The following is a 20,301-nucleotide window of genomic DNA, read 5'->3' as shown; positions in this document are numbered from 1 at the left end:
TTGACGGCGACCGTCCGCATCCACCGATTGACGAGGTCACAATTCAAACGTCGCGAGTAATCGCGACTATTGCGATCCCAATCGATGCCAGAGAGCTTCATCTTCCACTCGCTTGGTTGGCCATCTGTCCCTGAATGAGCCGGCAAGCTTCGATCCATGCATACCGCCTTGCGTTTCAACGTGAAATGAACATCACCTGAATATCTGAATGAGCTACTAGAAGCGCAATCGTTTCGGCACCCATCACCTCTTTCTCGAAGTTGTTCGAGGAGCAGGTGGCGGCTCAGATGGTTATGCTTGACTGATGTCACACATCCTGCAACGCCATTGCCACGCCGAAAAACGAGGCGGATAAATGCCATGGACGATCCAGCGCCTAAAGTTCGCCCTTCCGGTGTTGAGATGGGCTGACCCCAAATGCTTTTTTGAAGCTCTGGGTGAAGGCACTTTGGGTTGCAAATCCCCACGCCTGAGAAATCTCCTTTACGGACCGATCCTTATTCCGATCGATCTCGTGGCGAGCTTTTTGAAGGCGCAGAGCAAGCTGATACTCACTTATTGTTTGTCCCACGCAGTTCAAAAAGGAATATTGCAAAGAACGAACACTGACCCCGCTCAGGCCCGCCAAGAGTTCAGGAGAGCTTCTAGCCGCTGGGTGCGCATGGATATAATCAATCGCTCGACGGACTTGTCGTGGAGCAATGACGGGCACAGGCGCCTCAAGTTTTTGCGTGTAGTTGTTCGGATAGTTTAGAAGAAAACTGTCAACGATCAGATTACCCATACTCGGAGACTGCTTATTTAATGACCTGGCAATTCCTTGTAACGGTGAACCGTTCAGCATTTGAACAAGAGCCGGAAGCCCTTCGAGTTTGCCATGATCCAGAGCGCGTTTGCTAAATTCGATCGGCTGAACCACAGGCCGATCGAGCAATATCGACATGCGTCTTGATAATAGAGCGTCTGAGATAACGACTGTTGAATGTTCGCTACCATCAAGGACATCCACGCTATCGGCGTGCCGGTAGCCAATGACCTGATTAGCCGCAATCGATAGCCTTTCACCCCGGAAGTCATATTCGGTCGCTCCCTTGCTCGCGAAATTAAACAGAACAGCGTCGAACATCGCAATGGGAGTAACGCGATACGAGCCTATCGTCGCCGACCATTCGAAGAATACTTCATCGATTACGGCCAGTTGACCGGTGACCCCGTAGTTGTCGTGTGAGCCCAGTGGCATGACAGCGACGGGAGCATACGCCTCACTCAGATACTCTTCGACTTCCCCAATATCTCTCGACGAGATCTTGAGCTTTTTGTACAGACCGTCCGACATTTCCCGCACATCCCAACACAGGTTGACGTGATAAAAAGCGCATTAGGTACCAACTCAAATCACCTGAAATGGCATCATATGTCCCTATAATAACCAACGGTGCGGCATCATTTAGATCTGGGAATCAACCGAGGGTATTGCTCCATTTCGGTCGTAATCAGTCATGCTTGCAATCAGCCTCTGCGTTGCGGAAGACGTTCTCAATGTCTAGTGAACGGTTCAGAGGACATTTGTCCGGCACGCTGGCAATAGTCGCAAAAAAATTGCACCTCAGAAACACACCTGCACTTTACAGGTGGCTCATCGGCTTCACGCGCCTTTTGAGAGTGAGAGTTTTCGACTATTCTTAATTATAAACATTGGCGCCTTACCGGTCGCGGCTCTAAACCTCTAAAAAAGGTTCACGTCGAATGGCTTAGCCAAGGATTATGGCCTAAACGTCCGCGACATAAAGTGGTTTGGATACGGATTTGATACAGAGATGTCTGGATGAGCAATCAATTATTTCGGCCTCCAAGCTTTTAGCGGCGATGGAAAACCCGAAAAGGCTCGCAATACTGCGGATTCTCGTTGACGCCGAAATTCCGGTTGGTGAGCTGGCACACCGGGTTGGCCTCAGCCAATCAGCCTTGTCGCAACACCTCGCCAAGCTGCGCAATGCAAACGTCGTACAAACCCGCCGTGAAGCGCAGGTGATCTACTATTTCAGCCATTCCGATGCCGTGCGGCGTATTTTAGCTACTTTGGAAGCGATTTTCCGCGAGCAGCCGCCTGTGTCTCCGGCTGCTGCGCCAAGCGGGCGATAAATTCGCCCCGGCGCATGAAGCTGGTAACGTTATGGATGGCTTCACTGGATTGGACTGGCTGGCCAGTCAAGATTCCTCGCCGCTTTAGACTGTTTTCTTGATGTATTGTAAGCGGTTGTCCGACCGCATATTGTCCGCTGTCGCCTGATCTGTGATCGACACTCCATGGATGAGTGACAACGAGGATCTTGCAGGCATACGTCAGAGTTGCCTTAAGGTGTACTACGCTTATCGACTTACACGGTTACCGTGCTGCTTTCGGCGCTCTTTACGGAGACACACCCAACAAGAAACATCAGGACCACAATCCGCACCTCGGAACTCCGTGAGTCGCTCAGTTTGCTATTCCGTGGCTCTACACTCACTCCTGAAATACACCTCAGACAGCCGAAAGTTTCCTTTGTGTCGCCTGCACTGAGCAACGATATCGATACTCGCCTTCAAAAAAGCCACGATGTCGGCCCGGTCCAGGCCTGCGCCGCCCTGCGACTCCTTAACGAGCAGGACCAGTTGCTCAAAAGCCAATTCGGCCGAGTTCGCATGGACCGTGGTTATTGAGCCAGGATGGCCCGAATTCACGTTCCGGATATAATAAAAGGCCGTCCCATCGCGAAGCTCCTGAAGCAGAATCCTATCCGGCCGCATACGAAGACAGGATTCGAGAAGCTCTTTCGGTCCGGCACGCGAAAGCCCCTGCCCTCCTTTCGAGTAGAACAAGCGCACGTGGTTCGGTTGTGAGATAACGAGCTCGGGAGTGTCCTCGATTGAAATGACCCTCTCGTTTTCGGGAATATGCTTGATCAATGCTTTGGAAAGTGTCGTTTTCGCCGAACCTGTGGCGCCAGAAATGATGATGTTTTTTCGAGCGATGACGGCCTGCCGCAGGAAATCCTTAAAACGGCCGGCACGATATGTTTCACACAGTTCCTCATCCTGCGCGGAGGAGGAGGTACTGGTCGCTGCGCACGCTGTCTGGAAAAATCCCTTTTCCTCCAGATCATCAAGACTGAAGTCGACCGAGGAAGGCTTGCGGATTGTCATGCTGACAGTGTCATTGATGGTCGCCGGGGGGATGACGATCTGGATTCGTTCGTTCCCGGGTAGCGTCGCCGACAATATTGGACGCGTCTCATCAATCGACTGATGCGAAAAACTTGCGACTGCCCGGGCGAGACGCATGAGCTTTTCGAAGGTCAGTTCCGGCATTTCATAGGTCCGCCACCCACCAGGACCTTCCGTCAACACCTGCCCGGGCCGATTGACGATCACCTCTAGGAGAGACTTGTCCTGAAGGAATGTCGAAAACGGTTTCATCAGCTCGCTGACGACAGCCGAGTCCTGCCTCTCTGCCATTTCGCGCCCTATTTCGTTAGGAGCGTCGATCGTGGCGCGAAATCCCCCAGGACTGCACGATCGAAAACGCGGTTTCTGGGTTCGGTCACCCTAAGACCGTAGATTCCGGAAAAGTCGAGATCGCGAGCGACAAAGATCGAAACCGGTTCACCTTGGTGCTTATTGAGTGTCGGCGGGATATTGATGGACTGCTCGACCGCGATGGCGGCCGCCTGTTGACTGGCACCCGTTGTTTTTTGCGCGTCGACATCGCTGTCCTGCAGCCGACTGCTTGCATAGTTCGTCGCGTCCCCGACAATGGAAAGCAGAAGAGCGCTGCCGAACCGCTCCCACCAATGGGTGTCGACATGGCCGTCGACACCGGCACGACCAAGTGCGTCGGTTGCTGGTGATGCGAGAGTGACGATAACGCCCTTCGGCGTTTTCGCGCGATTCCAGAGAATGAACAGGCGCTTTTGCCCGCGTTGAAGCCCTCCACGATATTCGCCGACAACCTGCGTGCCCTTTTCCATCAAGACCACCCTGCCATTGTCAGAGAGAACATCGCGGTTGATCACACATGTGGTAAATCCCGGCTGGTCGGATGCTAACGCGGTTTCAAGAACGCAGGGAATGGTCGTTCCCATCGCGACGATGAAATTGCGGTTTCCGAGTGTACCGGCCCTTGAGCCTTCAAGCCGCGTTGGCCGCAGCAGGCCATCGAAACGATGCTCCTCATTGTTTTGCTGGTTCTGAACAGACATATTGTTGTCGAGCGGCACGAAATTGCTGTTGTCGGAAGGATAAGAGCTGTCGCTTTCCCTCAGCTCTTTCCGATTCCTCTGCCCTCCACTGAAGGCCATCACGGGCGCGCGGCGGGCGGAATCGAGCAGCTTATCCTGCTCTTCAATGACCGGTTCGACGACAGGCGTTGGCAATTTTACTTCAGGGAGCGCCTGGTCCGGTTCAACTTTCTCTTTTGCGGCCTCGAAGGGGGTCGTCTGACGAATAATGATCCGTTCGGGCTGAAGATTTTCATCCCTTCCCTTCTTTCCCGTCGTCGACCAAAGCGCGAAGCTGACAAACGCGATGATCGCAATGGCAACAGCGCCGCGTTTCAAGAGAGGGCTGTTGTCGATCTGACGACTGGTGACGGTTTCGGCACGCTCTCCGGGGATGCGATCCTCGTCTTCCTGAGCCATGACTGTTCCCTTCCCTATCGCCCGGTAACGTCGCGCTTCACGACGCGCTCCACCGAAGGAGACGTTGTGTTGGTGTCAGGATTGATACCGACGCGGTCGTAGGCTTCGTTGTAGACGCAGAGCACATCCTTGCCCCGACGCAAGATGAACTTGCGGCTGATCGCGTGCACCATCACCAGATCTCCATCGACCGACTTCGGAACAAGGCTTTCGGAGCCGTCGGAGTTCTCCATATAGATCGCGGGCATTTCCTGGTTACCCACAAAGGCGAACGTTGTAATCTTGCCGTTGTCGTAGACGCTTTGCGGCTCCAGTGCCTGCGATCCCTGAGAAGAATAGCGCCAGTTTCGAGGGCCATAGGCTTCGTGAAGCGCCAGCACATTGTAGGCGTCCTTCGACTGGGCCGCGAGAGCCCTCGACGCTGCCTGCTGGCGGCGAAGCTCGGCGTCATCGCCTGGATACCTGTACTTCACGTAGAAGTAGGTGTTTTGGCCAGCCTCTACGGAGCCATCGCGCGCCGTCAGTTCCATCTGGTAGCTGCGGGTCGAGCCATCCCTGCGCGTCGTAACCACGGAAATATTCGTCACCGGCTGGCTCTCGCGTGGCTTCAGGAACAGGATGTTGCCGGCCGGCGCAACTTCCCAGGCGACGCTATTGCCGAGCGCGACATGGGCGATTTCCTCGTCCGCCGCGAACTCGACCTGTACGGATGACCGCAGAGTGCCGACCACCCGCGTGATGTTGTAGGGTTGGTAGTTCACGAACCGGACACGACTGTCTTGCGAGGCACCTCGGGGTATCTCAAGCGCAAACGCCGGCGACATCGAAAGGGTCACGATGAGTGCAGGAATTCGAGGGATGCGCGTCATCTCACCTCCTCCGGATCAGCGCGATACTCGCTGACGACGAAACCGAGCGGGTTTACGAGCCGGTCCGTCGAGGACATCGGAGCGTTCGCGTACGAATAGGTGATTGACGCAACCCAATGGGTCGTTCGTACTTCCTCCCCACGCGTGATGGTTCGCATGTAGCGTACGGAAACGACATTCTGATTGATGAGGGAGATTGAAGCGATATCGATCCTTGCTGTAGCCCCGCGACCATAAGTATTCTGGGGCGATTGCGGGTTGCTGCCACGGTAGAGGGCCGCGAAACGCGTTTGCTCCGCTTGCGTCGACAAGAGGGCGATGGTGCGGAAATTTTCCTGTGCTTCACTCCAGACGTAACCCTCGCGGGCCCGGACATATTTTGCAGCGAAATATTTCGTCACCGCCTCATCGTAGGTGCCAGCCGTCGATGTCAGCGCTGACACGACGTCGACAATGCCGGTCGAATTGTCGACGCGCACCACAAAGGGTTCAACCGTCTTGAGGGGTGTGAGACACGCGACCGCGAAGACGGCTACAGCGGCGACAATGCCTGAAACTATGGCGATCGACCAGGCAATCCTGTTCGATCGCTCGACCTGGATCATCCGGTCCTGGTCGAAACGACGTGCTTTGTCGAAGTAGCTCTTGAGATTATCTGTCGTCACCATGTTTCATCCCTCACAGCGGCGATAGGAACCGTCGATGTCCAGATGCGCAAAAGCGGAAGTCTCGCTGGCCTCTTTAACGAAAGGTGTGAGGGACGTGGACGAACTCGTGTTGGATTGCTGCTGTTTCAGCTTGCTGCCGCCCTCCCAGTCCCACATCGAGCGGTTCAATGGGCGGCGCGAATAGCCGTCGCAGTTCGGCAATGGGTAGGTCATCGAAGCGCAGCCGACAAGCGTGGCTGAAAAGATGATCAACAGGGCAGGCTTAATCATTCAGCAGGCCTTTATCTAATGTTCTGGACTGGGTGTCATACGCCGGCATTTCTTGATCCGAAGGCGCGGCGGGCAAACCGAGCACCGCGACCGATCATCCGGCCGGTGTGGGAGGCTGCTCTGGCCAGCATGCCTTCATGCGCATCGCGTGCGGTCGTGTAACCATAGACCAGCGAGGCGCCGCCAGACGCCAGCGCCGATGCAATGCCAGGTAGCTGGTAGAATATGTACAGGGCAGCTATCCCGATGGCACAAAAAGCAATAGGGCGCATAAGGACGTCGCTGTAGCTGTCGATTGCGGTGAAGCTCGAGTCCAGGCAGGAGATCAAAAGCGAACCGACGGCAACGACAAGGACCTGAAGGATCACGAAGTTTGCGAGCTGCCCGATCCAGGACTCGGTAAAACGGCGCGTCGATTGAAACATGGCAAGCGCAATGAAAATCGGCCCGATCGCCAGGACGATCGCCAGCGCCAACCGTGCATAAAGGGAAACAACATAACCGATCCCCGCCACCAGAAAGCTGACGCCGATCACCATGATGCCGCCCACACCTGTGACGATGTCAATCGGCCAGGAAGCCCTGGTCCAGATATCGGTCGCAGAGGCCTGGCCCTTGTCGAGCAGACTGTCAAAGGTGCTGGCACTCGGCGCCGTACCTGCATTCAGCGCCTGAGCGATCTCGCGCGGCAAAACATCGAAAAAGATGTTTGTGACATAGGTCTGGTATTCGCCCGCGTTCTTCACCAGCATCACTATGATCGCGAGCTTCATCGCGCGGAAGGCGAAGTCAAGGATAGGTTCCTGGACCGAGCCCCGAAGGATGAGATAGCCGTAGAGGACGACGTAAAGGGTCACTGCCACCGTCAACGGACCAGCGACCCATTCTGCTATGTTCGACGTCCCATCCGAGACGAAAGTCTCCAACGGCCGCTTGAACTGACCGTCGATAAACTCAAACACCTGGTACATTTGGTCAGCCTCCCAATGCCTTGCGCATGTTCTGGAGCCGGAGCTTAACCTCGGCCGCTTCCGCGTTCTGGCAATTGGGCGTCTGGCGCAATGCACCCGGGTTGTTGCGGCACTCGGTAATCGTACGGGACAGCAATTCGGTGTCGGCGACGAACTCGTCCACCGTATGAGTTCGCTCCGCCTCTTGCGAACAAGCCGACAAGAGCACCAGGGAAAGGACGATGAGGGTGCACTTCACTGCAGCGCCGCCTTCATATTGTCCATCCGTTGGCGCCAGTCCTCCGCCTTGCGCTGTTCGTCGACCTGGTTCTGCGCCTGCTGCACCATCCTCAGCCCCTCCATCCGCAGGACGTCGGTCTGAAGAAATGCCTGTTCGGCCTGCAGCCGAGCCTGCAGGTCGGCAATCTCTTTGGCGTCGCCAGCTGTGGAAATCTTTCCCCGCAGCTGATCAATCCCTTCGATGCGCTTGGTCGCGGCATCGTAGATTTGCTCACCAAGGCTCATTTGCCCGGCATTCTTGTTCTGAAGTCGGGACAATTCCTGAGCGTAGAAATCATCGGCGTCAGTGCGGTAGGTCGAGTTACCTTCCAGAAACCTTGAGGCGGAATCACCGAACACGCCGGTGCCGTTGCCTTTGAGCAATCCCTCGATGGCAGCGAAGTCGGAGGGAAGCGCCTTGCGGATCGCCGGATCGTTGAGAACCTCGGCGACATCCGCCATATCGGTCAGCTTGTTGAGCGAGCCATAAAGCTGCCGAGCCTGGCCGATCTGCTCATTGAGCGCGTCGAGTTGCGACTTGAGCTGCGCGATGCTCTCGATCTGCTTGGCAATCGCAGCCTGATCGTTGACAGGAATCCCCTGCCCTGACGCGCCTTCAGCAGCAAGCATGAGCACCGCGCTGAGCAGTACGCCATGAAGTCGATAGGAAGTCATCAGCTAGCACTCCTTCGCTGTTGGAAAATGGGAAGCCAGTTCTCGACGTCGTCTCCAACCTCCGCGCGGATCGCGTCGAGAAGTTCGACATTGGCGGTCCGGCCGGAGAGGATGGCGAGCTCGTCATCGAAGCCGTTGAGATCGAGCTCGGCAACGACGCTGTTGTGTCCTTGCTTCAACACGAACCTCCGGCTTTCAACGGAAAGCTCGCGCGCTATCAATTCGTATTCGCGCTCGGTGAGCTTGAATCCATCGACATAGTCGGCATGGTTGCCGCGCGAGTTGGGCAGGAAGATCTGTGTCGGGCATTGCTCGATGATCGTGTGCGCGATTGGCGAGTTCAGCGCGTCGCGTGGGCTTTGCGTGGCAAACAGCATCAACCCATTTTGTTTGCGGATGGTCTTCAGCTTGTTTTGCGCAAGATCGCGGAACCCCTCGTCCTGTAGCGCCTTCCAGAATTCGTCGATGACGATGATGATCCGGCGGCCATCGATCATCTGCTCGACGCGATGGAAGAGATAGGCCATCAGCGGTGTGCGAATTTCCTCGTTGTCGAGGAAGTCGGTCATGTCGTAGCCGATGAACTTCCCTGATCCGCCGAAATCCCCAAATCCGATATCTTCGATGACATTGTCGAAGACCCAGCCGAGCGGCCCTCCCTCCTCCCACCGGCGGAGCCTCGCCGCGATACCTTCTGGATCCGTATTGTTGAGGAAAGCCCGCAGCGCCCCTATTGTCCGTCGCTCAGCGGGCAGGTCGGCAAGGCCGTCGATCGCGCCGGAGATGTCGCGAAGTTCGGTGACAGTCAGTTCCCGCGCCCCTGAACCCACAAGCTTGCCGATCCAGCGCGCCAGGAACACCTTGTTCTCCGGCGTCAGGTTGAGGGCCTTTAAGGGAGCGCAGCGGGTGGGGACCCCGTTCTTCAGCGGCAGGTAGGTGCCTCCGGCGGCGCGAACATAAAGGTCCGCGCCGCGATCCTTGTCGAAGAACACCACGTGCGGGTCGTGTTTCTCGAGCTGTGACAGCATGAAATTGACAATCACGGTTTTGCCCGCTCCCGACGGACCGCACATGAAGGTGTTGCCCAGATCGCCATAATGGAGATTGAAGTAGTAGGGCGAGGCTGAAGCGGTCTTGAGCAGGGCAACGGCGGGTCCCCACTCATTGCCGTCCTTCTGTCCGATCGGATAGGAATGGAACGGTGACAATGCTGCGAAATTCTTCGAGCTGATCGCGCCTGAGCGCGCGCGGTAACGAAAATTGCCCGGAAGTTGCGCCCACCATGCCGCTTCGAGACCAAGATCCTCGCGCGCAACGACAGCCCCGCCATTGGTCAGGCTGGCGCGAACCTTTGCCAGATTGTCGGTTAATTCCTTTAACGTGGTCGCAAAGACGGAGAGTGTCAGGTGATGCTCGCCGATCACGAAGCGGTTGGACTCCAGGTCGTCCATCGCATCGTCAAGTTCATCGATTTGCGAAGCCGCCTTGTCGCCGCTGCTCACCAACTGGTTTTGCTTACGCCCCATGATGACGCGAGCGTCCGCCTTCGACACAAAGCAGAACGACTGTGAGAGAATGAGCTCAAACGGACTGTTTAGAACTCCGTCCAGCATGCCTGTCCTGGTGCGGGCTGGATATTCCTTGAAGCTCAGCATGCCGGCAAAGCGGCTTTCTGCCTCATGCCGGATCTCGATCGTCTCCCGACCTATGATTACGCGATCAGAGTAAATTGCCGAGGCGACGCGACCTTCGGTAAGCGGCACACGCTCACGCCTCCCGCCGACGAGCTGGTGCAGCACCTCGCTCGGTTCAGAGAAGAGCATGCCTTCCTGTTCGTAAAGAGAAAGGACCCGTGGCTCAAAGCGCCTCAAGCCCGCCACTACGTTGACGACTTTGTCCTTAAGCTGTTTCAGAGCCTCTTCATCCAGCTCCATATCGAGTCGTTTTGACCGTCGAAGGTACGACAGCAGCTTCCCCGCCTTGTCTGCAGGGCCACGCGCTGGCGACCAAAGGACGGTCAGATAGAGATCGTTGCGGAAAAGGTGCTCGCGCGCCATGCGTTCCCGGTATTTCTCGTTGAGCGCGGCGGAGAATGGCGTTGCGAACGTTCCGCCCGGATAGTCGCTATCCCTGCGCCGAATGAGATGGGTCCAGATCGCGAGCCGCTCATCGGCAATATTTCGATAGAGCGTGTTGAGGTCGCGATGGAGCGCGTTGATGTCGAGCAGATCAGCAGTTTCGAACGATACGCCTGCGAGCGCGACCATGACCATGAGTGTCCGGGACTCGAGCGCGATTGTCGCCTCGTCGATGTGCCGCACGTAGGGGATAAAAGCCTCTGGCGTGAGTTCGCGTGATCTAAGGGTGGCGATGTCAGGCAATTCCAATATCCCTTTCGTCGAAGCGGCGTGTCAGTCTCAGAGGGGAAAGCGTTGCCCCGCCCCAATAGGCACCGTTGCGCGAACGGCCGCGTGTCTCGACCCAGGCGAGCAGGATGCGGAACATGTTGTGATCGTGCTTGACGAGCGCTTTGAAGATGAGATGGAAAACGATGCCGACGAACGCGTAGGCGATAGATCCGGCGACGATGTAGAGGATCGTCGTGACCATGATGTTGAAGCCCATCGCCTCCATCGTGACACCGGCAATCATCGCGGGACGCGTACACGCGATGAAGAGTGTGTCTTCTTCGAGAACCGTTTGTCCGCCCACCATCCTTAGGCTCCGACGATGGTGTTGACGAGTTCGGTGGCACCAAAGATGCCGCCAATTCCGATGATCCAGAAGCCCGCTCGCCTCAGGTCCATGTAACCAAACATCCAGGCGATGCAGATGACGATGACCGCAATCACGGCGAGAAGCTTAGCAATGTTTCCCGTCAACATGTCGACGATGTTCTGCAGGACGGTTTCGATGCCGGCGGCTTGCGCGAAGGCGGGCTCAACCATCGTCGCTATAATGGCGACAGCCATGACGGACGAAGCGACGACGGGTCTGATCCGAGAACTAATTATCATTCACTCTGCTCCAATTCCAATTGATTGTCTTGAAACACCAGGACGGATGAACGGCTTCGGGTCTTGAAGACGTCCCACGCGGACGACGCCGAGATCGCGTGTGCTTCCCCCGGAGTGTTTTCCGCCACCACTTCGGCAACGACGTCTGCTTGGGAAGAATTCGCCGACACGTTTGTCTGCAACCCTTTTCCCGTGTCGCCGATTGTAAATCGAGCCACTGTCGGTCCGAGCCGTTCGATTTCGCGGCGAACCTGATCGCCATAGTTGACCACGCCCCCGACCGACGGATCGTCACGTCCATAGCAGGATTGCAGCACCTGCTCGGCCCTGGGACTGTCAGCACCCACCTTCACCGAGAGGCAGCAATAGCCGTCGAATGGCGTCGCTGGAGCGTTCAGGTTAAGGCAACGAGCGAAAGCGGCTGTTATCGAGAGGTTCAATCTCCGCAGTTCTTCCGGCCCGACCCCGTCGGGACCAATGTGTATGTCATGGCATGTTGCCTCCGAGGGTGCGGCGACTTCGATTACATCGGCCTTGGTCGCAGGTTGCCGCCCGAGCGGTGCACGGCTGTTGATCCTGATGGTGAACAGAGCGAACCGGCTTTCGGGGCTGACCACACCCGCAAGCGCCTCCGATGCAACGAAGGGTGCGCAGGTCTGCGCAATATCTGAGAAGACAACGGGCATGTCAGAACCACACCCTCTGCGTGCCGACACCCTCAATCGTCACATCGACGTATCGAGGTTTCTCGCGGACCAGAGGTCGCGCCACGGTATTGGCCAGGCATTGGTATCGCCCGTCTACCCTTTGCCACCTCGGTGAGGTGACAGAGCCTTTGTTCGGATCGCCACCGTCTCGATCTCGCTGGCAAAAGTCATCGCTCACGGCTTGCAGTGACGTTGAAATGCACGTCGCGTCACGTCCCCTGGGACCGTAGCCAGCAGATAAGCGGTAGCCGGCGTTGCAGTAATATGGTTCGTAAAGAGGGCGAGAGGTCTGAAAACCCACGCCCGCGCAAGTTGGAAACGAACGCCCTTTTGCCAACCACCTCCAAAGCTTCTCGACAGGCGGCCTGCATTCGCCATACTGGGTCGGACCGCCGGGATTGGATAAGCACAGGATAACCTGGCACCCCCATTCGTCGGCACGAGCGCTTCGCTCCGAAATGGTATAGAGTGAAACGAACCCTGACGTTGCGATGATCATTCGAAAGAAAAGGCTCTTCATGCCCCCTACCCTCCGTCTTCCTAAATGTCCGCCTCAACTGAACGGCGACTCGTCTCAATTATTTGACTATGCAAATAATAGATAGTTAAAACGATGGCAAGCAATTTAAGTGAAAGATGGCAGTGTCAGGCCTTGTCCGTATTTGCGGTGCGTGAAATCCTGGAGAAGCCGATCGACGGTGAATCGGCGCAGTCGCGCATCAAACAGATCGGCATGATGAATATTCTCTATCTGATGCACCAGGCGCATCAGAAGTTAACACTCTCAAATGTGATTGAGATTACCGGAATGACGCGTGGTGGGGTGATCGAAACCATTGAACTCTTGGTCCGGCGGGGCATCCTTACGGAAACGCTGGGAAGAAACTCAATGGGACGAGGAACGGCTCGACAGTTTGAGTTTTCCCCGCAGGTTTTTGCCGCGCTTGGCGGTGCCGCGGCGACCGGAAATGCGTGATTTTACCAAGTATGTTTTATACAGTATTAAATGTGGACGCCGTTTTAGATTAGAGGGTCGGCATGTGCCGTACCGCTCACCAGCATTGTCGCGGAAGATTTTCGCTGCCGACGCATACTGCCGAGCTCGTTCCAAGGGTATGTGCCTAGTACAGCAGCCTCGACTGACCCTCTGCCACAGCGATGGCGCGAGGCAGGCCATCAAGCATTTGGCTGGGGCGACTGATCACGGCGATACGCCAATCCTGTAGTTTTGTCGGGCCGGCTGCGGAACGGATGGTCTGTAGCGGGGTTATTTTCTGACAGAAACAAGCAGGGTCGGTCATCTGGGCTCGAGCTGCTCACCAAGGAGATCATCATGAACCTTCCGCAGAACACGGTCGTTGCCGTTGCCGATGGCGAAAAGCTTAGCCTTTTTCGGAACGACGGAGATGCGGCGACTGTCAATCTGACAGCGTTGCCAGATCCGGCGATCGACAGCTCGAAGATCTCTTCCGGCGCCCGACATTCCAGTAGCTCGGCTAATCCCGACGATAGTCAGCAAGATGAAGACGGGTTTGGCGCAGGTGTTACGGATATGCTGAACAAGCAGGTGCTTGAGGGCAAGATCAAAAGTCTGGTGATTATCGCGGCACCGCGCACATTGGGTGAGATGCGCAAGGGCTACCATAAGTCGTTGTCGGACGTTCTCATTGGAGAGCTGGATAAAGATCTGACTGGCCATTCTGTGCAGGATATCGAGAAAGCACTCGCTGTCGCTTAAATCCTGCATCTAAACGGCGTGATCGGCCCCGCCATCCCGGCGGGGTTTTTGCCTGGCGCTCGTTGGGAATGTAGAGAATCGGCAACAATGTAGTGTTGCCAGATTTTGCTAGACTGTTCCTGACAGGAACGTCGCCACAACTTTTTACTTACGTCTTATTTCAGGAGATGGCGGGACTGATCTGAATAGCCGGTACGGAGGCGCAAAGCTGAAGTCACTCCCGAAGTTGGCCCAAAGAGGAAAAGCAAGTGGCATGCACTCCGACCGTGAGGGCGACGAGACCACAACTGCGCAAACGCGTCTGAGCGAGGGAACAAACCGGACGAAATATCCGTTCCTCGTCATAATTGTTCATTTGGAGGCGTGTCATGAAACTCAAGCTGGCTGTAAGCGTGATTCTGGGCGTTACCTTCATGGCAGCAGTCGCGGAAGCACGTACTCAATGGCATCTTTACGGTACGGTTCCGGTGACGGGTGACTACGTGCGTGAGATCGCCTATCGGTCAGCACTCGACAGATGCAGTTTTGAATCTTACCCATCATACCACCCCGTCGGTATTTATGGAGGTGCATATGGCTCTCCCGAAATGCGCAGATGCATGTACCGTATGGGTTTCATCTTGGAAAATGGTGAGCCTCTCGCATACCCCGTGAGGAAGGCGAAGTACCTGTTAAGGTAACAAGACGCCAAAATATGTAAGATCGAAGCGTCTGACAGTCACCGTTTCAATCACGATGAACTTGGTACGTTTACGGCCCCGGTTCCTCATCAAAGAGGAGCCATTTTGGTTTGCCGAGTGAATCGCGTATTGAAATCCAGCTTCCGAATATCGACTTTCAGGATAACCTGGAGGTCGAAATGATCTACATTGTCATCGCGTTATGCGCGCTCGTAACAGCATTCTTTGCTTGCCGGTATTATGCCGCCAAGATTCTGCTTGTCGAACACAATATCGACAAAGCTATCGCACGGAAATTTGAGTCGAGTGGGAAGGCTATTGAGCTCGCGAAACTTCGAGAAGAAAACGCAGTGATGCGAAACCTTTTGCTCGACCTTCTGGAAAACGAAGTGGCTTTTCCGGTGCAGCAGGCAACGGTATCAGTCGACGACTTATTCAGGATGAAAGCAACCAAGATCCAAAGGTATCGCGAGATACTGGCCGAATCCCGGCACGTCTTGCAGCAGCGTGAGGCCAGTCGCGTTTCCGGGCTCTCCACCTCACTTAAGAGTACCGAGCGCAGGATGTGAGATTCAACACACACTCAGCGAAAAATAGCAAGAAACCGAGCAACGGGGATGACGGAAAAGCCGACGGCGACCCTTCTTGCGGCAGAGCGTCTCCTGTCGGCCGATACTGTTGAAAAACTCTTTCGATGATCTAGCCGGGCGAATGTTGCGGCAGTTTCGCCATCCGGGGCCCGCTCATCGTCGTCTTGCAATCGTAATGATCTCGGGGCTCTTCTCCGTAAAAGGTCCTGACTGGAAGTCGCCGTACCGCTGCTCTATGGCAAACCCATGCTTAGCCAGGAGCGCCGCAAGCTCGTCCGCGTGATGGAAGCGCAAGGTACTTTCACTGCTCAAAGGCAGGCTTGGATGGTCGCCGGAGAAGTCGTGCCTGAAGGATATCGTGCGTCCGTCGAACTCTGACGTGACGGTCGTGACGATCTTCACCAAGCTATGATCGTTCAAATAGACCAAGGCAGGACGCTCAGGTGTCCATTGTTGCCACGGGCGAGTTAAGGGATTTCGACTCTCAAAAGCAAAAAGTCCACCGTCAGCCAGGCTGTCTCGTATGTCTGAGAGGAATTGACCCACAGCCTTATCGGCATTGATGGCTTGGAAGGCATGGCCAGTCATGACAGCCAGCTCGAACTTGCTGTTCCATTCAGGCTGGGGAAGCGTGCCTAGTACCCAATCGATATTCGGTAAAGCCCGAGCACGAGATAGGACTCCTACGCCTGGGTCGATCCCACACAGGTCGCCGAGGTGCCCAGCCTCTCTGGCCTCGTGTAGAAGTGAGCCTGTTCCACATCCTATATCAAGCACTGAACCTGCGTTCATGATGATGGGAAGGTAGAAGTCGAAATCGTCGCGAGTTGAGCGTGGATGCCAAGCATCATATATCTCTGACAGAAAGAGGTCGTTATAAAAGCGGTCACTACTCAAGCGGGCCTCCGAATGTCAGATTAACTGGTGTAACATACGCACCGGACCAGCCTTCACAACGATCCAGTTCAACCGCCACTCTATTTGTCGGACCAGGCGTTGTCGGCACCCGGACGCCGTGATTCAATCGTTGCATTGATTTGCGGAGGATTGAGTCATGATGGGATGCCAGACAGCTCCAGCGCAGCTTTTCTACGACTTCTGCCTTGATGATCACGTTCCGGCAGACCACCTGCTGCGCGGGATTGACCACCATCTCGAACTCGACAGTGTCCGGGCACAATTGAAACCTTTCTACAGCGCCACCGGTCGCCCCTCCATTGATCCCGAGCTCATGATGCGAATGCTGATCATCGGCTATTCCATGGGTATCCGCTCGGAACGCCGACTGTGCGAGGAGGTCCATCTTAATCTCGCCTATCGCTGGTTCTGCCGCCTTGGTCTGGACGGAAAGGTCCCGGATCATTCCAGCTTCTCGAAGAACCGCCACGGCCGGTTCCGGCAAAGCGATATCCTGCGGCACATGTTCGAGACGGTAGTGGAACGCTGCCTCGCTCAAGGGTTGGTTCGCGCGGAAGGATTTGCAGTCGATGCCAGCCTTATTGCTGCGGATGCCAACAAGCAGCGTTCGGTCCCAGGAGCTGAGTGGGAAGCAAAGGAAGACGCTGGCCGCTCGGTCCAGGAGTATCTGGCTGTTCTCGATGATGCCGCTTTCGGTGCTGCGTCGCCCATTACACCGAAGTTCATCTCCCCGTCTGATCCGGCCGCCCAATGGACCGGTGCTCACAAAGGCCATGCCTTCTTCGCCTACGCCACCAATTACCTGATCGACAACGATCATGGTGTCATTGTCGATGTGGAGGCGACGCGTGCGATCCGCCAGGCAGAAGTCGGAGCATCCAGCACAATGCTCGAAAGGACCGAGAACCGCTTCGGCTTGAAGCCGGACTATCTGGCTGCTGACAGCGCTTACGGTTCCGCCGACAACTTGGCATGGCTGGTCAAGGACAAGAAAATTGCGCCGCACATTCCGGCCTTTGATAAGTCGAAGAGGACGGATGGCACCTTCTCCCGCTCGGACTTCTCATGGGAAGGCGAAAATGACCGCTACATCTGCCCGGCAGGTAAGGAGTTGAAGCAGTTCCATCGAACCTATGCGACGCCTCGATCAGGGATCACGGCGGCGGGCACACGGCTTTACCGCGCCAGCAAGAAAGATTGTGATCGCTGCGAACTGAAGTCTCGCTGCTGCCCGAGTATGCCGATGCGCAAAGTGCCGCGCGATCTCAACGAAGATGCCCGTGATGTCGCCCGAGCGATTGCTACGACACCTGACTACGTGCAGTCACGGCATCGCCGAAAAAAGGTCGAGATGCTTTTTGCACACCTCAAGCGCATCCTGTGGATGGCGCGATTGAGACTTCGAGGACCGTGCGGCGCACGCGATGAATTCCTGCTTGCAGCAACCGCACAAAACCTCGGGAGGCTGGCCAAACTCAGGCCACCACACATCGCCATTGCCGCCTGAGGGCGGCGTTAATCGACACCTCGCGCTGTGACGCGAGGCGTTATCGCATATCTGCTCCGTCTGAAGACCTGAAAGGGCGGATGAGCCGCCAATCCAGCGAGTTTTTCAACGAAATCCGCCCGAAGGAGACATTGAGATGCGGAACCGGTCGGCCCGCATCCCATAATCGCTGAATGCGTCTCACCAACTCTTTTGCACAAGTTCGCCTGATGGAGCGCAAGCGTAGAACCCTGCTGTCGGTCCATATGCGTGCGTCGTTGCTAGAGCGAATGCGGGGCGTGCGCCATCTTCAGGTGAGTGCCCCGGTCCGTTGCCTGTCATATCAGTCGATGTCAGGCCGGGGTCTACCGCATTCACTTTGATCCCTTCCCGATCAAGCTCCTTCGCAAGCTTGACGGTCAACATGTTCAGTGCAGTCTTTGAGGCGCAGTATCCGCCAAAACCGACCGTCCATGTTTCGCTCCGCATGTCCAAGGCATCCGTCAACGAACTGAGGCCGCTGCTCATCATTACGATCCGGGCCGCCTTCGATTTGCGCAACAACGGCAAGAAGGCTTGAGTGACGCGCATCACCCCGAAAACGTTGGTGTTGAACATTTGCTGAATCTCGTCAATTGACTCCTCGGCGAGAGAGGGAGGCGAACCAAACATGAGCCCGGCGTTGTTGACCAAAACGTCGAGATGCCCCACTTCACTCTCGATAGTTTTGGCGGCACTGGACGCGCTCGCCTCGTCCGTAACATCGAGTTGCACTGCACGGGTGTCAATCCCGTTTTCTCTCAGTTCGAAAGCTGCCATCTCACCCCGTGAGATATCTCGGCACCCCAGCCAGACCGTGTGTCCGGCTGCGCCCAGCTGCCGTGCGATGGCGAGGCCAATACCCTTGTTTGCTCCTGTGACGAGTGCAGTGGGCGATGTGTGGGTCATGATGACGTCCCTGATCATTTCGGTGTCAGAGACATACTACGAAATTCGTAATATTCAACCTTCGTATTTTGCGATCTGTTGGGTAATCCTCAGAAATTCGGTTTGGTCAACGGTATCAAGCGCCCGCAGCATCGCTTTGCAGGAGGCTCGATATCCATCGATATAGCCTGCGACCACTTGCTGCCCCTTGTCCGTGATCGTCAGAGCCACCGACCTGCGGTTTGCCTCAGGCCGCTGCCGTTCAATCATCTCCCGACGGACCAGCCGGTCGGCCGAAGACGACATTGTCGTCAGCGCGACCTGAAGATGCCGGGCTACATCCCCCAGATTACACTCGGGATGCTCATCAATGAAAAGAAGCGCCTGAATGTCGAGGGGGTTAAGCGAGTTTTGCATAACGGCCGCTGCCTCCGCGACCTTGAAACGACGGGTAAAGCGCTCAAAGGCGGTAGCGAGTTTTTCGATTTGTTCGGGCGTAGGTTCTGTCATTCCTGGTATTAAGCATTTCTGCTCGGAGGACGTAAGCCATATACCTTAGAACAGGCATTCCTTGAATTTATGCGATGACCCCAATTGGCGCGAAGCGGAAGACCGCAGTTGGCCCGTAGTGGTCATTGAGCTTGGCTAATATACAGGTATCGATTTACGATGCGCCCGCTGCTCTGGAGCCGTTTTTGGTAGACCTCCATTCGGTCATGGACTTTTTCCGCGACTTTCTGCGACGGTATATTTTCGGGGCTTATTATGCTGACCACCCTGCCCAGGCCAAGGGTGTTCAGCGCATGGCCCCGACAAGCTGTCGCAGCCTCAGCAGCAAAGCCGTTCCCCCAGAAGCCACGCCACAGATGATACCCAATTTCCGGTTCGGTGCCTTCAGGGGTCTCTTGGAGAGTAATCCCACAGTCGCCGATGACCTGTCCACAAGAAGGGTCAACTACTGCCCAAAGGCCGAAGCCGTGCTTGAGGTAGCTGTCGAATGAAAGCTCCTGAAACCAAGTCCGGATTTCCGATGACGACTTGGTGCTTGGATAGAATTTCATGCATACATGGTCGGCGTAAATCTTGCTCAACGCGTCTAGGTCTTGTTTCTCGACTTCCCTAAGAAGCAGTCGCTTAGTCCTCATAATAGTTGACACGCAAACCTCTCATCTCGCCCGTCGGACACTCTGCTAAACGGTTGACTCTCGTGCCATTGCCCCTTGACCTCAACTCTAGTTGAGGTTGTACGAATTTCAAGGCGGTCGCGGCCCATCGAACGCGACCACGTCGAAGGAGGGCGTCTTGGTCACATATTTTCGCTACTCGAAACCCAAATATTCCGTCAGAACACGCCTGGTTGGAGCCGTATTGTTGCAGTTAGTTGGCCCCGGATTGTTAGCGTTCATCTTTTGCCATCTGGACACGCTTACGGCGAAGCCAACGATAACTCTCGGTCAGTTTTTGCCATGCTTGGTTGGGGGCGTCGCTGGGTTTCATTCTGTGGCTTTTCGTCGGCCAGCAACAGACGGCCAGCTTAGCCTTGTCGCAACATCGTTCTTGGCATTTGGAACCTTTTATTGGCTGGCGTCCTATTCATTGCCTGATCTTTTGCTAGCAAGATTGATATCGGGATTTGGACTGGGCGTGGTTGTTGCAAGAGCCTTCCGGCGCGGCTTTCTTGAAAATCCGGTAGTTCCCCGCGTCCGATAGATTCCCGACCGCACTTGGTGCTTTGCATTAGGGCAGTTCCCCGCCCGAAGCGGACATCAGGTCAGCTTGCATTCCTATCTTTCAGCCAAAGCCCGAATTCCTGAACGACTGCGACAACTTTACCCAGACGGCGTCCTTCTT

Annotated in this window: 24 protein-coding genes; 6 read left to right on the top strand and 18 right to left on the bottom strand. The window is 55.7% G+C overall.

Annotation, left to right across the window (positions count from 1 at the left end):
* Positions 1-376 precede the first annotated feature (376 nt).
* Positions 377-1,336: a helix-turn-helix domain-containing protein gene (locus tag ACQZ6D_RS17460; RefSeq protein ID WP_448730389.1), complete on the bottom strand. Its 960-nt coding sequence runs from the start codon at positions 1,334-1,336 to the stop codon at positions 377-379.
* A 485-nt stretch (positions 1,337-1,821) separates the two neighbouring features.
* Here ACQZ6D_RS17460 and ACQZ6D_RS17455 point away from each other — a divergent pair, with 485 nt between their 5' ends.
* Positions 1,822-2,142 (top strand): ArsR/SmtB family transcription factor, encoded by a 321-nt coding sequence (locus ACQZ6D_RS17455; RefSeq protein WP_025591476.1) that lies wholly within the window; start codon positions 1,822-1,824, stop codon positions 2,140-2,142.
* 342 nt (positions 2,143-2,484) lie between these two features.
* On the opposite strand, the gene virB11 is transcribed toward ACQZ6D_RS17455, so the two are convergent.
* The 13 genes from virB11 to ACQZ6D_RS17390 are packed head-to-tail and all read right to left on the bottom strand — an operon-like array spanning position 2,485 to position 12,631.
* Positions 2,485-3,495 (bottom strand): P-type DNA transfer ATPase VirB11, encoded by a 1,011-nt coding sequence (gene virB11, locus ACQZ6D_RS17450; RefSeq protein WP_080802742.1) that lies wholly within the window; start codon positions 3,493-3,495, stop codon positions 2,485-2,487.
* 8 nt (positions 3,496-3,503) lie between these two features.
* The gene (virB10, locus tag ACQZ6D_RS17445) at positions 3,504-4,676 is read right to left on the bottom strand and encodes a type IV secretion system protein VirB10 (protein WP_448730390.1); all 1,173 of its coding nucleotides are present in this window, start codon (positions 4,674-4,676) and stop codon (positions 3,504-3,506) included.
* 14 nt (positions 4,677-4,690) lie between these two features.
* Positions 4,691-5,545 (bottom strand): P-type conjugative transfer protein VirB9, encoded by an 855-nt coding sequence (virB9, locus tag ACQZ6D_RS17440; RefSeq protein WP_448730391.1) that lies wholly within the window; start codon positions 5,543-5,545, stop codon positions 4,691-4,693.
* A complete protein-coding gene (locus ACQZ6D_RS17435; RefSeq protein WP_003517248.1) occupies positions 5,542-6,213 on the bottom strand; it encodes a VirB8 family type IV secretion system protein in 672 nt (223 codons plus the stop codon). Before ACQZ6D_RS17435 ends, virB9 begins: the two co-directional genes overlap by 4 nt.
* A gap of 3 nt (positions 6,214-6,216) precedes the next feature.
* Entirely contained in the window at positions 6,217-6,483 is a 267-nt protein-coding gene (locus ACQZ6D_RS17430) for a hypothetical protein (protein ID WP_013637413.1), read from the bottom strand.
* 35 nt (positions 6,484-6,518) lie between these two features.
* Positions 6,519-7,454 (bottom strand): TrbL/VirB6 family protein, encoded by a 936-nt coding sequence (locus ACQZ6D_RS17425; RefSeq protein ID WP_013637412.1) that lies wholly within the window; start codon positions 7,452-7,454, stop codon positions 6,519-6,521.
* Between the two features lie 4 nt (positions 7,455-7,458).
* Positions 7,459-7,692, bottom strand: a complete 234-nt coding sequence (locus tag ACQZ6D_RS17420) for an EexN family lipoprotein (protein WP_003517253.1) — start codon at positions 7,690-7,692, stop codon at positions 7,459-7,461.
* The gene (gene virB5, locus ACQZ6D_RS17415) at positions 7,689-8,387 is read right to left on the bottom strand and encodes a P-type DNA transfer protein VirB5 (RefSeq protein WP_448730392.1); all 699 of its coding nucleotides are present in this window, start codon (positions 8,385-8,387) and stop codon (positions 7,689-7,691) included. The genes ACQZ6D_RS17420 and virB5 overlap by 4 nt, the downstream gene beginning before the upstream one ends.
* Entirely contained in the window at positions 8,387-10,768 is a 2,382-nt protein-coding gene (locus ACQZ6D_RS17410; protein WP_448730393.1) for a VirB4 family type IV secretion/conjugal transfer ATPase, read from the bottom strand. The genes virB5 and ACQZ6D_RS17410 overlap by 1 nt, the downstream gene beginning before the upstream one ends.
* A complete protein-coding gene (locus tag ACQZ6D_RS17405; protein ID WP_013637408.1) occupies positions 10,761-11,102 on the bottom strand; it encodes a VirB3 family type IV secretion system protein in 342 nt (113 codons plus the stop codon). Before ACQZ6D_RS17405 ends, ACQZ6D_RS17410 begins: the two co-directional genes overlap by 8 nt.
* Positions 11,103-11,104: 2 nt before the next feature.
* Positions 11,105-11,404 (bottom strand): TrbC/VirB2 family protein, encoded by a 300-nt coding sequence (locus ACQZ6D_RS17400; RefSeq protein ID WP_065662722.1) that lies wholly within the window; start codon positions 11,402-11,404, stop codon positions 11,105-11,107.
* Positions 11,401-12,090, bottom strand: a complete 690-nt coding sequence (locus ACQZ6D_RS17395) for a type IV secretion system protein VirB1 (RefSeq protein WP_448730394.1) — start codon at positions 12,088-12,090, stop codon at positions 11,401-11,403. The genes ACQZ6D_RS17400 and ACQZ6D_RS17395 overlap by 4 nt, the downstream gene beginning before the upstream one ends.
* A 1-nt stretch (position 12,091) precedes the next feature.
* The gene (locus ACQZ6D_RS17390; protein WP_448730395.1) at positions 12,092-12,631 is read right to left on the bottom strand and encodes a hypothetical protein; all 540 of its coding nucleotides are present in this window, start codon (positions 12,629-12,631) and stop codon (positions 12,092-12,094) included.
* Between the two features lie 93 nt (positions 12,632-12,724).
* On the opposite strand from ACQZ6D_RS17390, the gene ACQZ6D_RS17385 reads away from it, so the two are divergent.
* The 4 genes from ACQZ6D_RS17385 to ACQZ6D_RS17370 all read left to right on the top strand — a co-directional run bounded on the left by ACQZ6D_RS17385 (position 12,725) and on the right by ACQZ6D_RS17370 (position 15,098).
* The gene (locus ACQZ6D_RS17385) at positions 12,725-13,087 is read left to right on the top strand and encodes a transcriptional regulator (protein ID WP_448730396.1); all 363 of its coding nucleotides are present in this window, start codon (positions 12,725-12,727) and stop codon (positions 13,085-13,087) included.
* Positions 13,088-13,444: 357 nt separating this feature from the next.
* Positions 13,445-13,849 (top strand): host attachment family protein, encoded by a 405-nt coding sequence (locus ACQZ6D_RS17380; RefSeq protein WP_019565720.1) that lies wholly within the window; start codon positions 13,445-13,447, stop codon positions 13,847-13,849.
* 368 nt (positions 13,850-14,217) lie between these two features.
* Positions 14,218-14,529, top strand: a complete 312-nt coding sequence (locus ACQZ6D_RS17375; protein WP_448730397.1) for a hypothetical protein — start codon at positions 14,218-14,220, stop codon at positions 14,527-14,529.
* 179 nt (positions 14,530-14,708) lie between these two features.
* A complete protein-coding gene (locus tag ACQZ6D_RS17370) occupies positions 14,709-15,098 on the top strand; it encodes a hypothetical protein (protein ID WP_448730398.1) in 390 nt (129 codons plus the stop codon).
* A 174-nt stretch (positions 15,099-15,272) separates the two neighbouring features.
* Here the strand turns inward: ACQZ6D_RS17370 and ACQZ6D_RS17365 are convergent, their stop codons facing one another.
* The gene (locus ACQZ6D_RS17365; protein WP_060642222.1) at positions 15,273-16,016 is read right to left on the bottom strand and encodes a class I SAM-dependent methyltransferase; all 744 of its coding nucleotides are present in this window, start codon (positions 16,014-16,016) and stop codon (positions 15,273-15,275) included.
* Positions 16,017-16,173: 157 nt separating this feature from the next.
* On the opposite strand from ACQZ6D_RS17365, the gene ACQZ6D_RS17360 reads away from it, so the two are divergent.
* The gene (locus tag ACQZ6D_RS17360; protein ID WP_448730399.1) at positions 16,174-17,544 is read left to right on the top strand and encodes a transposase; all 1,371 of its coding nucleotides are present in this window, start codon (positions 16,174-16,176) and stop codon (positions 17,542-17,544) included.
* A 180-nt stretch (positions 17,545-17,724) separates the two neighbouring features.
* Here ACQZ6D_RS17360 and ACQZ6D_RS17355 read toward each other — a convergent pair whose 3' ends face one another.
* From ACQZ6D_RS17355 to ACQZ6D_RS17345, 3 genes are all read right to left on the bottom strand, one after another.
* Positions 17,725-18,471 carry an SDR family oxidoreductase gene (locus tag ACQZ6D_RS17355; RefSeq protein ID WP_448730400.1) on the bottom strand — a complete coding sequence of 249 codons (747 nt, stop codon included), beginning with the start codon at positions 18,469-18,471 and terminating at the stop codon, positions 17,725-17,727.
* 54 nt (positions 18,472-18,525) lie between these two features.
* Positions 18,526-18,960: a MarR family winged helix-turn-helix transcriptional regulator gene (locus tag ACQZ6D_RS17350; RefSeq protein ID WP_010974414.1), complete on the bottom strand. Its 435-nt coding sequence runs from the start codon at positions 18,958-18,960 to the stop codon at positions 18,526-18,528.
* Between the two features lie 122 nt (positions 18,961-19,082).
* A complete protein-coding gene (locus ACQZ6D_RS17345) occupies positions 19,083-19,595 on the bottom strand; it encodes a GNAT family N-acetyltransferase (protein WP_448730407.1) in 513 nt (170 codons plus the stop codon).
* Positions 19,596-20,301 lie beyond the last annotated feature (706 nt).

The organism is Agrobacterium sp. 22-3639C2 (assembly GCF_053522105.1).
The sequence above is the reverse complement of the archived record's forward strand: the minus strand, read 5'-3'. Positions and strand labels throughout refer to the sequence as shown.

What these genes read in the sequence shown, in the direction of transcription:
- ACQZ6D_RS17385 (WP_448730396.1), top strand. Translation starts at nt 12,725, where the DNA reads ATGGCAAGCAATTTAAGTGAAAGATGGCAGTGTCAGGCCTTGTCCGTA.
- ACQZ6D_RS17425 (WP_013637412.1), bottom strand. Translation starts at nt 7,454, where the DNA reads ATGTACCAGGTGTTTGAGTTTATCGACGGTCAGTTCAAGCGGCCGTTG.
- ACQZ6D_RS17360 (WP_448730399.1), top strand. Translation starts at nt 16,174, where the DNA reads ATGATGGGATGCCAGACAGCTCCAGCGCAGCTTTTCTACGACTTCTGC.
- virB5 (WP_448730392.1), bottom strand. Translation starts at nt 8,387, where the DNA reads ATGACTTCCTATCGACTTCATGGCGTACTGCTCAGCGCGGTGCTCATG.
- ACQZ6D_RS17395 (WP_448730394.1), bottom strand. Translation starts at nt 12,090, where the DNA reads ATGCCCGTTGTCTTCTCAGATATTGCGCAGACCTGCGCACCCTTCGTT.
- virB10 (WP_448730390.1), bottom strand. Translation starts at nt 4,676, where the DNA reads ATGGCTCAGGAAGACGAGGATCGCATCCCCGGAGAGCGTGCCGAAACC.
- ACQZ6D_RS17375 (WP_448730397.1), top strand. Translation starts at nt 14,218, where the DNA reads ATGAAACTCAAGCTGGCTGTAAGCGTGATTCTGGGCGTTACCTTCATG.
- ACQZ6D_RS17435 (WP_003517248.1), bottom strand. Translation starts at nt 6,213, where the DNA reads ATGGTGACGACAGATAATCTCAAGAGCTACTTCGACAAAGCACGTCGT.
- ACQZ6D_RS17460 (WP_448730389.1), bottom strand. Translation starts at nt 1,336, where the DNA reads ATGTCGGACGGTCTGTACAAAAAGCTCAAGATCTCGTCGAGAGATATT.
- ACQZ6D_RS17390 (WP_448730395.1), bottom strand. Translation starts at nt 12,631, where the DNA reads ATGAAGAGCCTTTTCTTTCGAATGATCATCGCAACGTCAGGGTTCGTT.
- ACQZ6D_RS17380 (WP_019565720.1), top strand. Translation starts at nt 13,445, where the DNA reads ATGAACCTTCCGCAGAACACGGTCGTTGCCGTTGCCGATGGCGAAAAG.
- ACQZ6D_RS17355 (WP_448730400.1), bottom strand. Translation starts at nt 18,471, where the DNA reads ATGACCCACACATCGCCCACTGCACTCGTCACAGGAGCAAACAAGGGT.
- ACQZ6D_RS17345 (WP_448730407.1), bottom strand. Translation starts at nt 19,595, where the DNA reads ATGAGGACTAAGCGACTGCTTCTTAGGGAAGTCGAGAAACAAGACCTA.
- ACQZ6D_RS17430 (WP_013637413.1), bottom strand. Translation starts at nt 6,483, where the DNA reads ATGATTAAGCCTGCCCTGTTGATCATCTTTTCAGCCACGCTTGTCGGC.
- ACQZ6D_RS17370 (WP_448730398.1), top strand. Translation starts at nt 14,709, where the DNA reads ATGATCTACATTGTCATCGCGTTATGCGCGCTCGTAACAGCATTCTTT.
- virB9 (WP_448730391.1), bottom strand. Translation starts at nt 5,545, where the DNA reads ATGACGCGCATCCCTCGAATTCCTGCACTCATCGTGACCCTTTCGATG.
- virB11 (WP_080802742.1), bottom strand. Translation starts at nt 3,495, where the DNA reads ATGGCAGAGAGGCAGGACTCGGCTGTCGTCAGCGAGCTGATGAAACCG.
- ACQZ6D_RS17350 (WP_010974414.1), bottom strand. Translation starts at nt 18,960, where the DNA reads ATGACAGAACCTACGCCCGAACAAATCGAAAAACTCGCTACCGCCTTT.
- ACQZ6D_RS17400 (WP_065662722.1), bottom strand. Translation starts at nt 11,404, where the DNA reads ATGATAATTAGTTCTCGGATCAGACCCGTCGTCGCTTCGTCCGTCATG.
- ACQZ6D_RS17405 (WP_013637408.1), bottom strand. Translation starts at nt 11,102, where the DNA reads ATGGTGGGCGGACAAACGGTTCTCGAAGAAGACACACTCTTCATCGCG.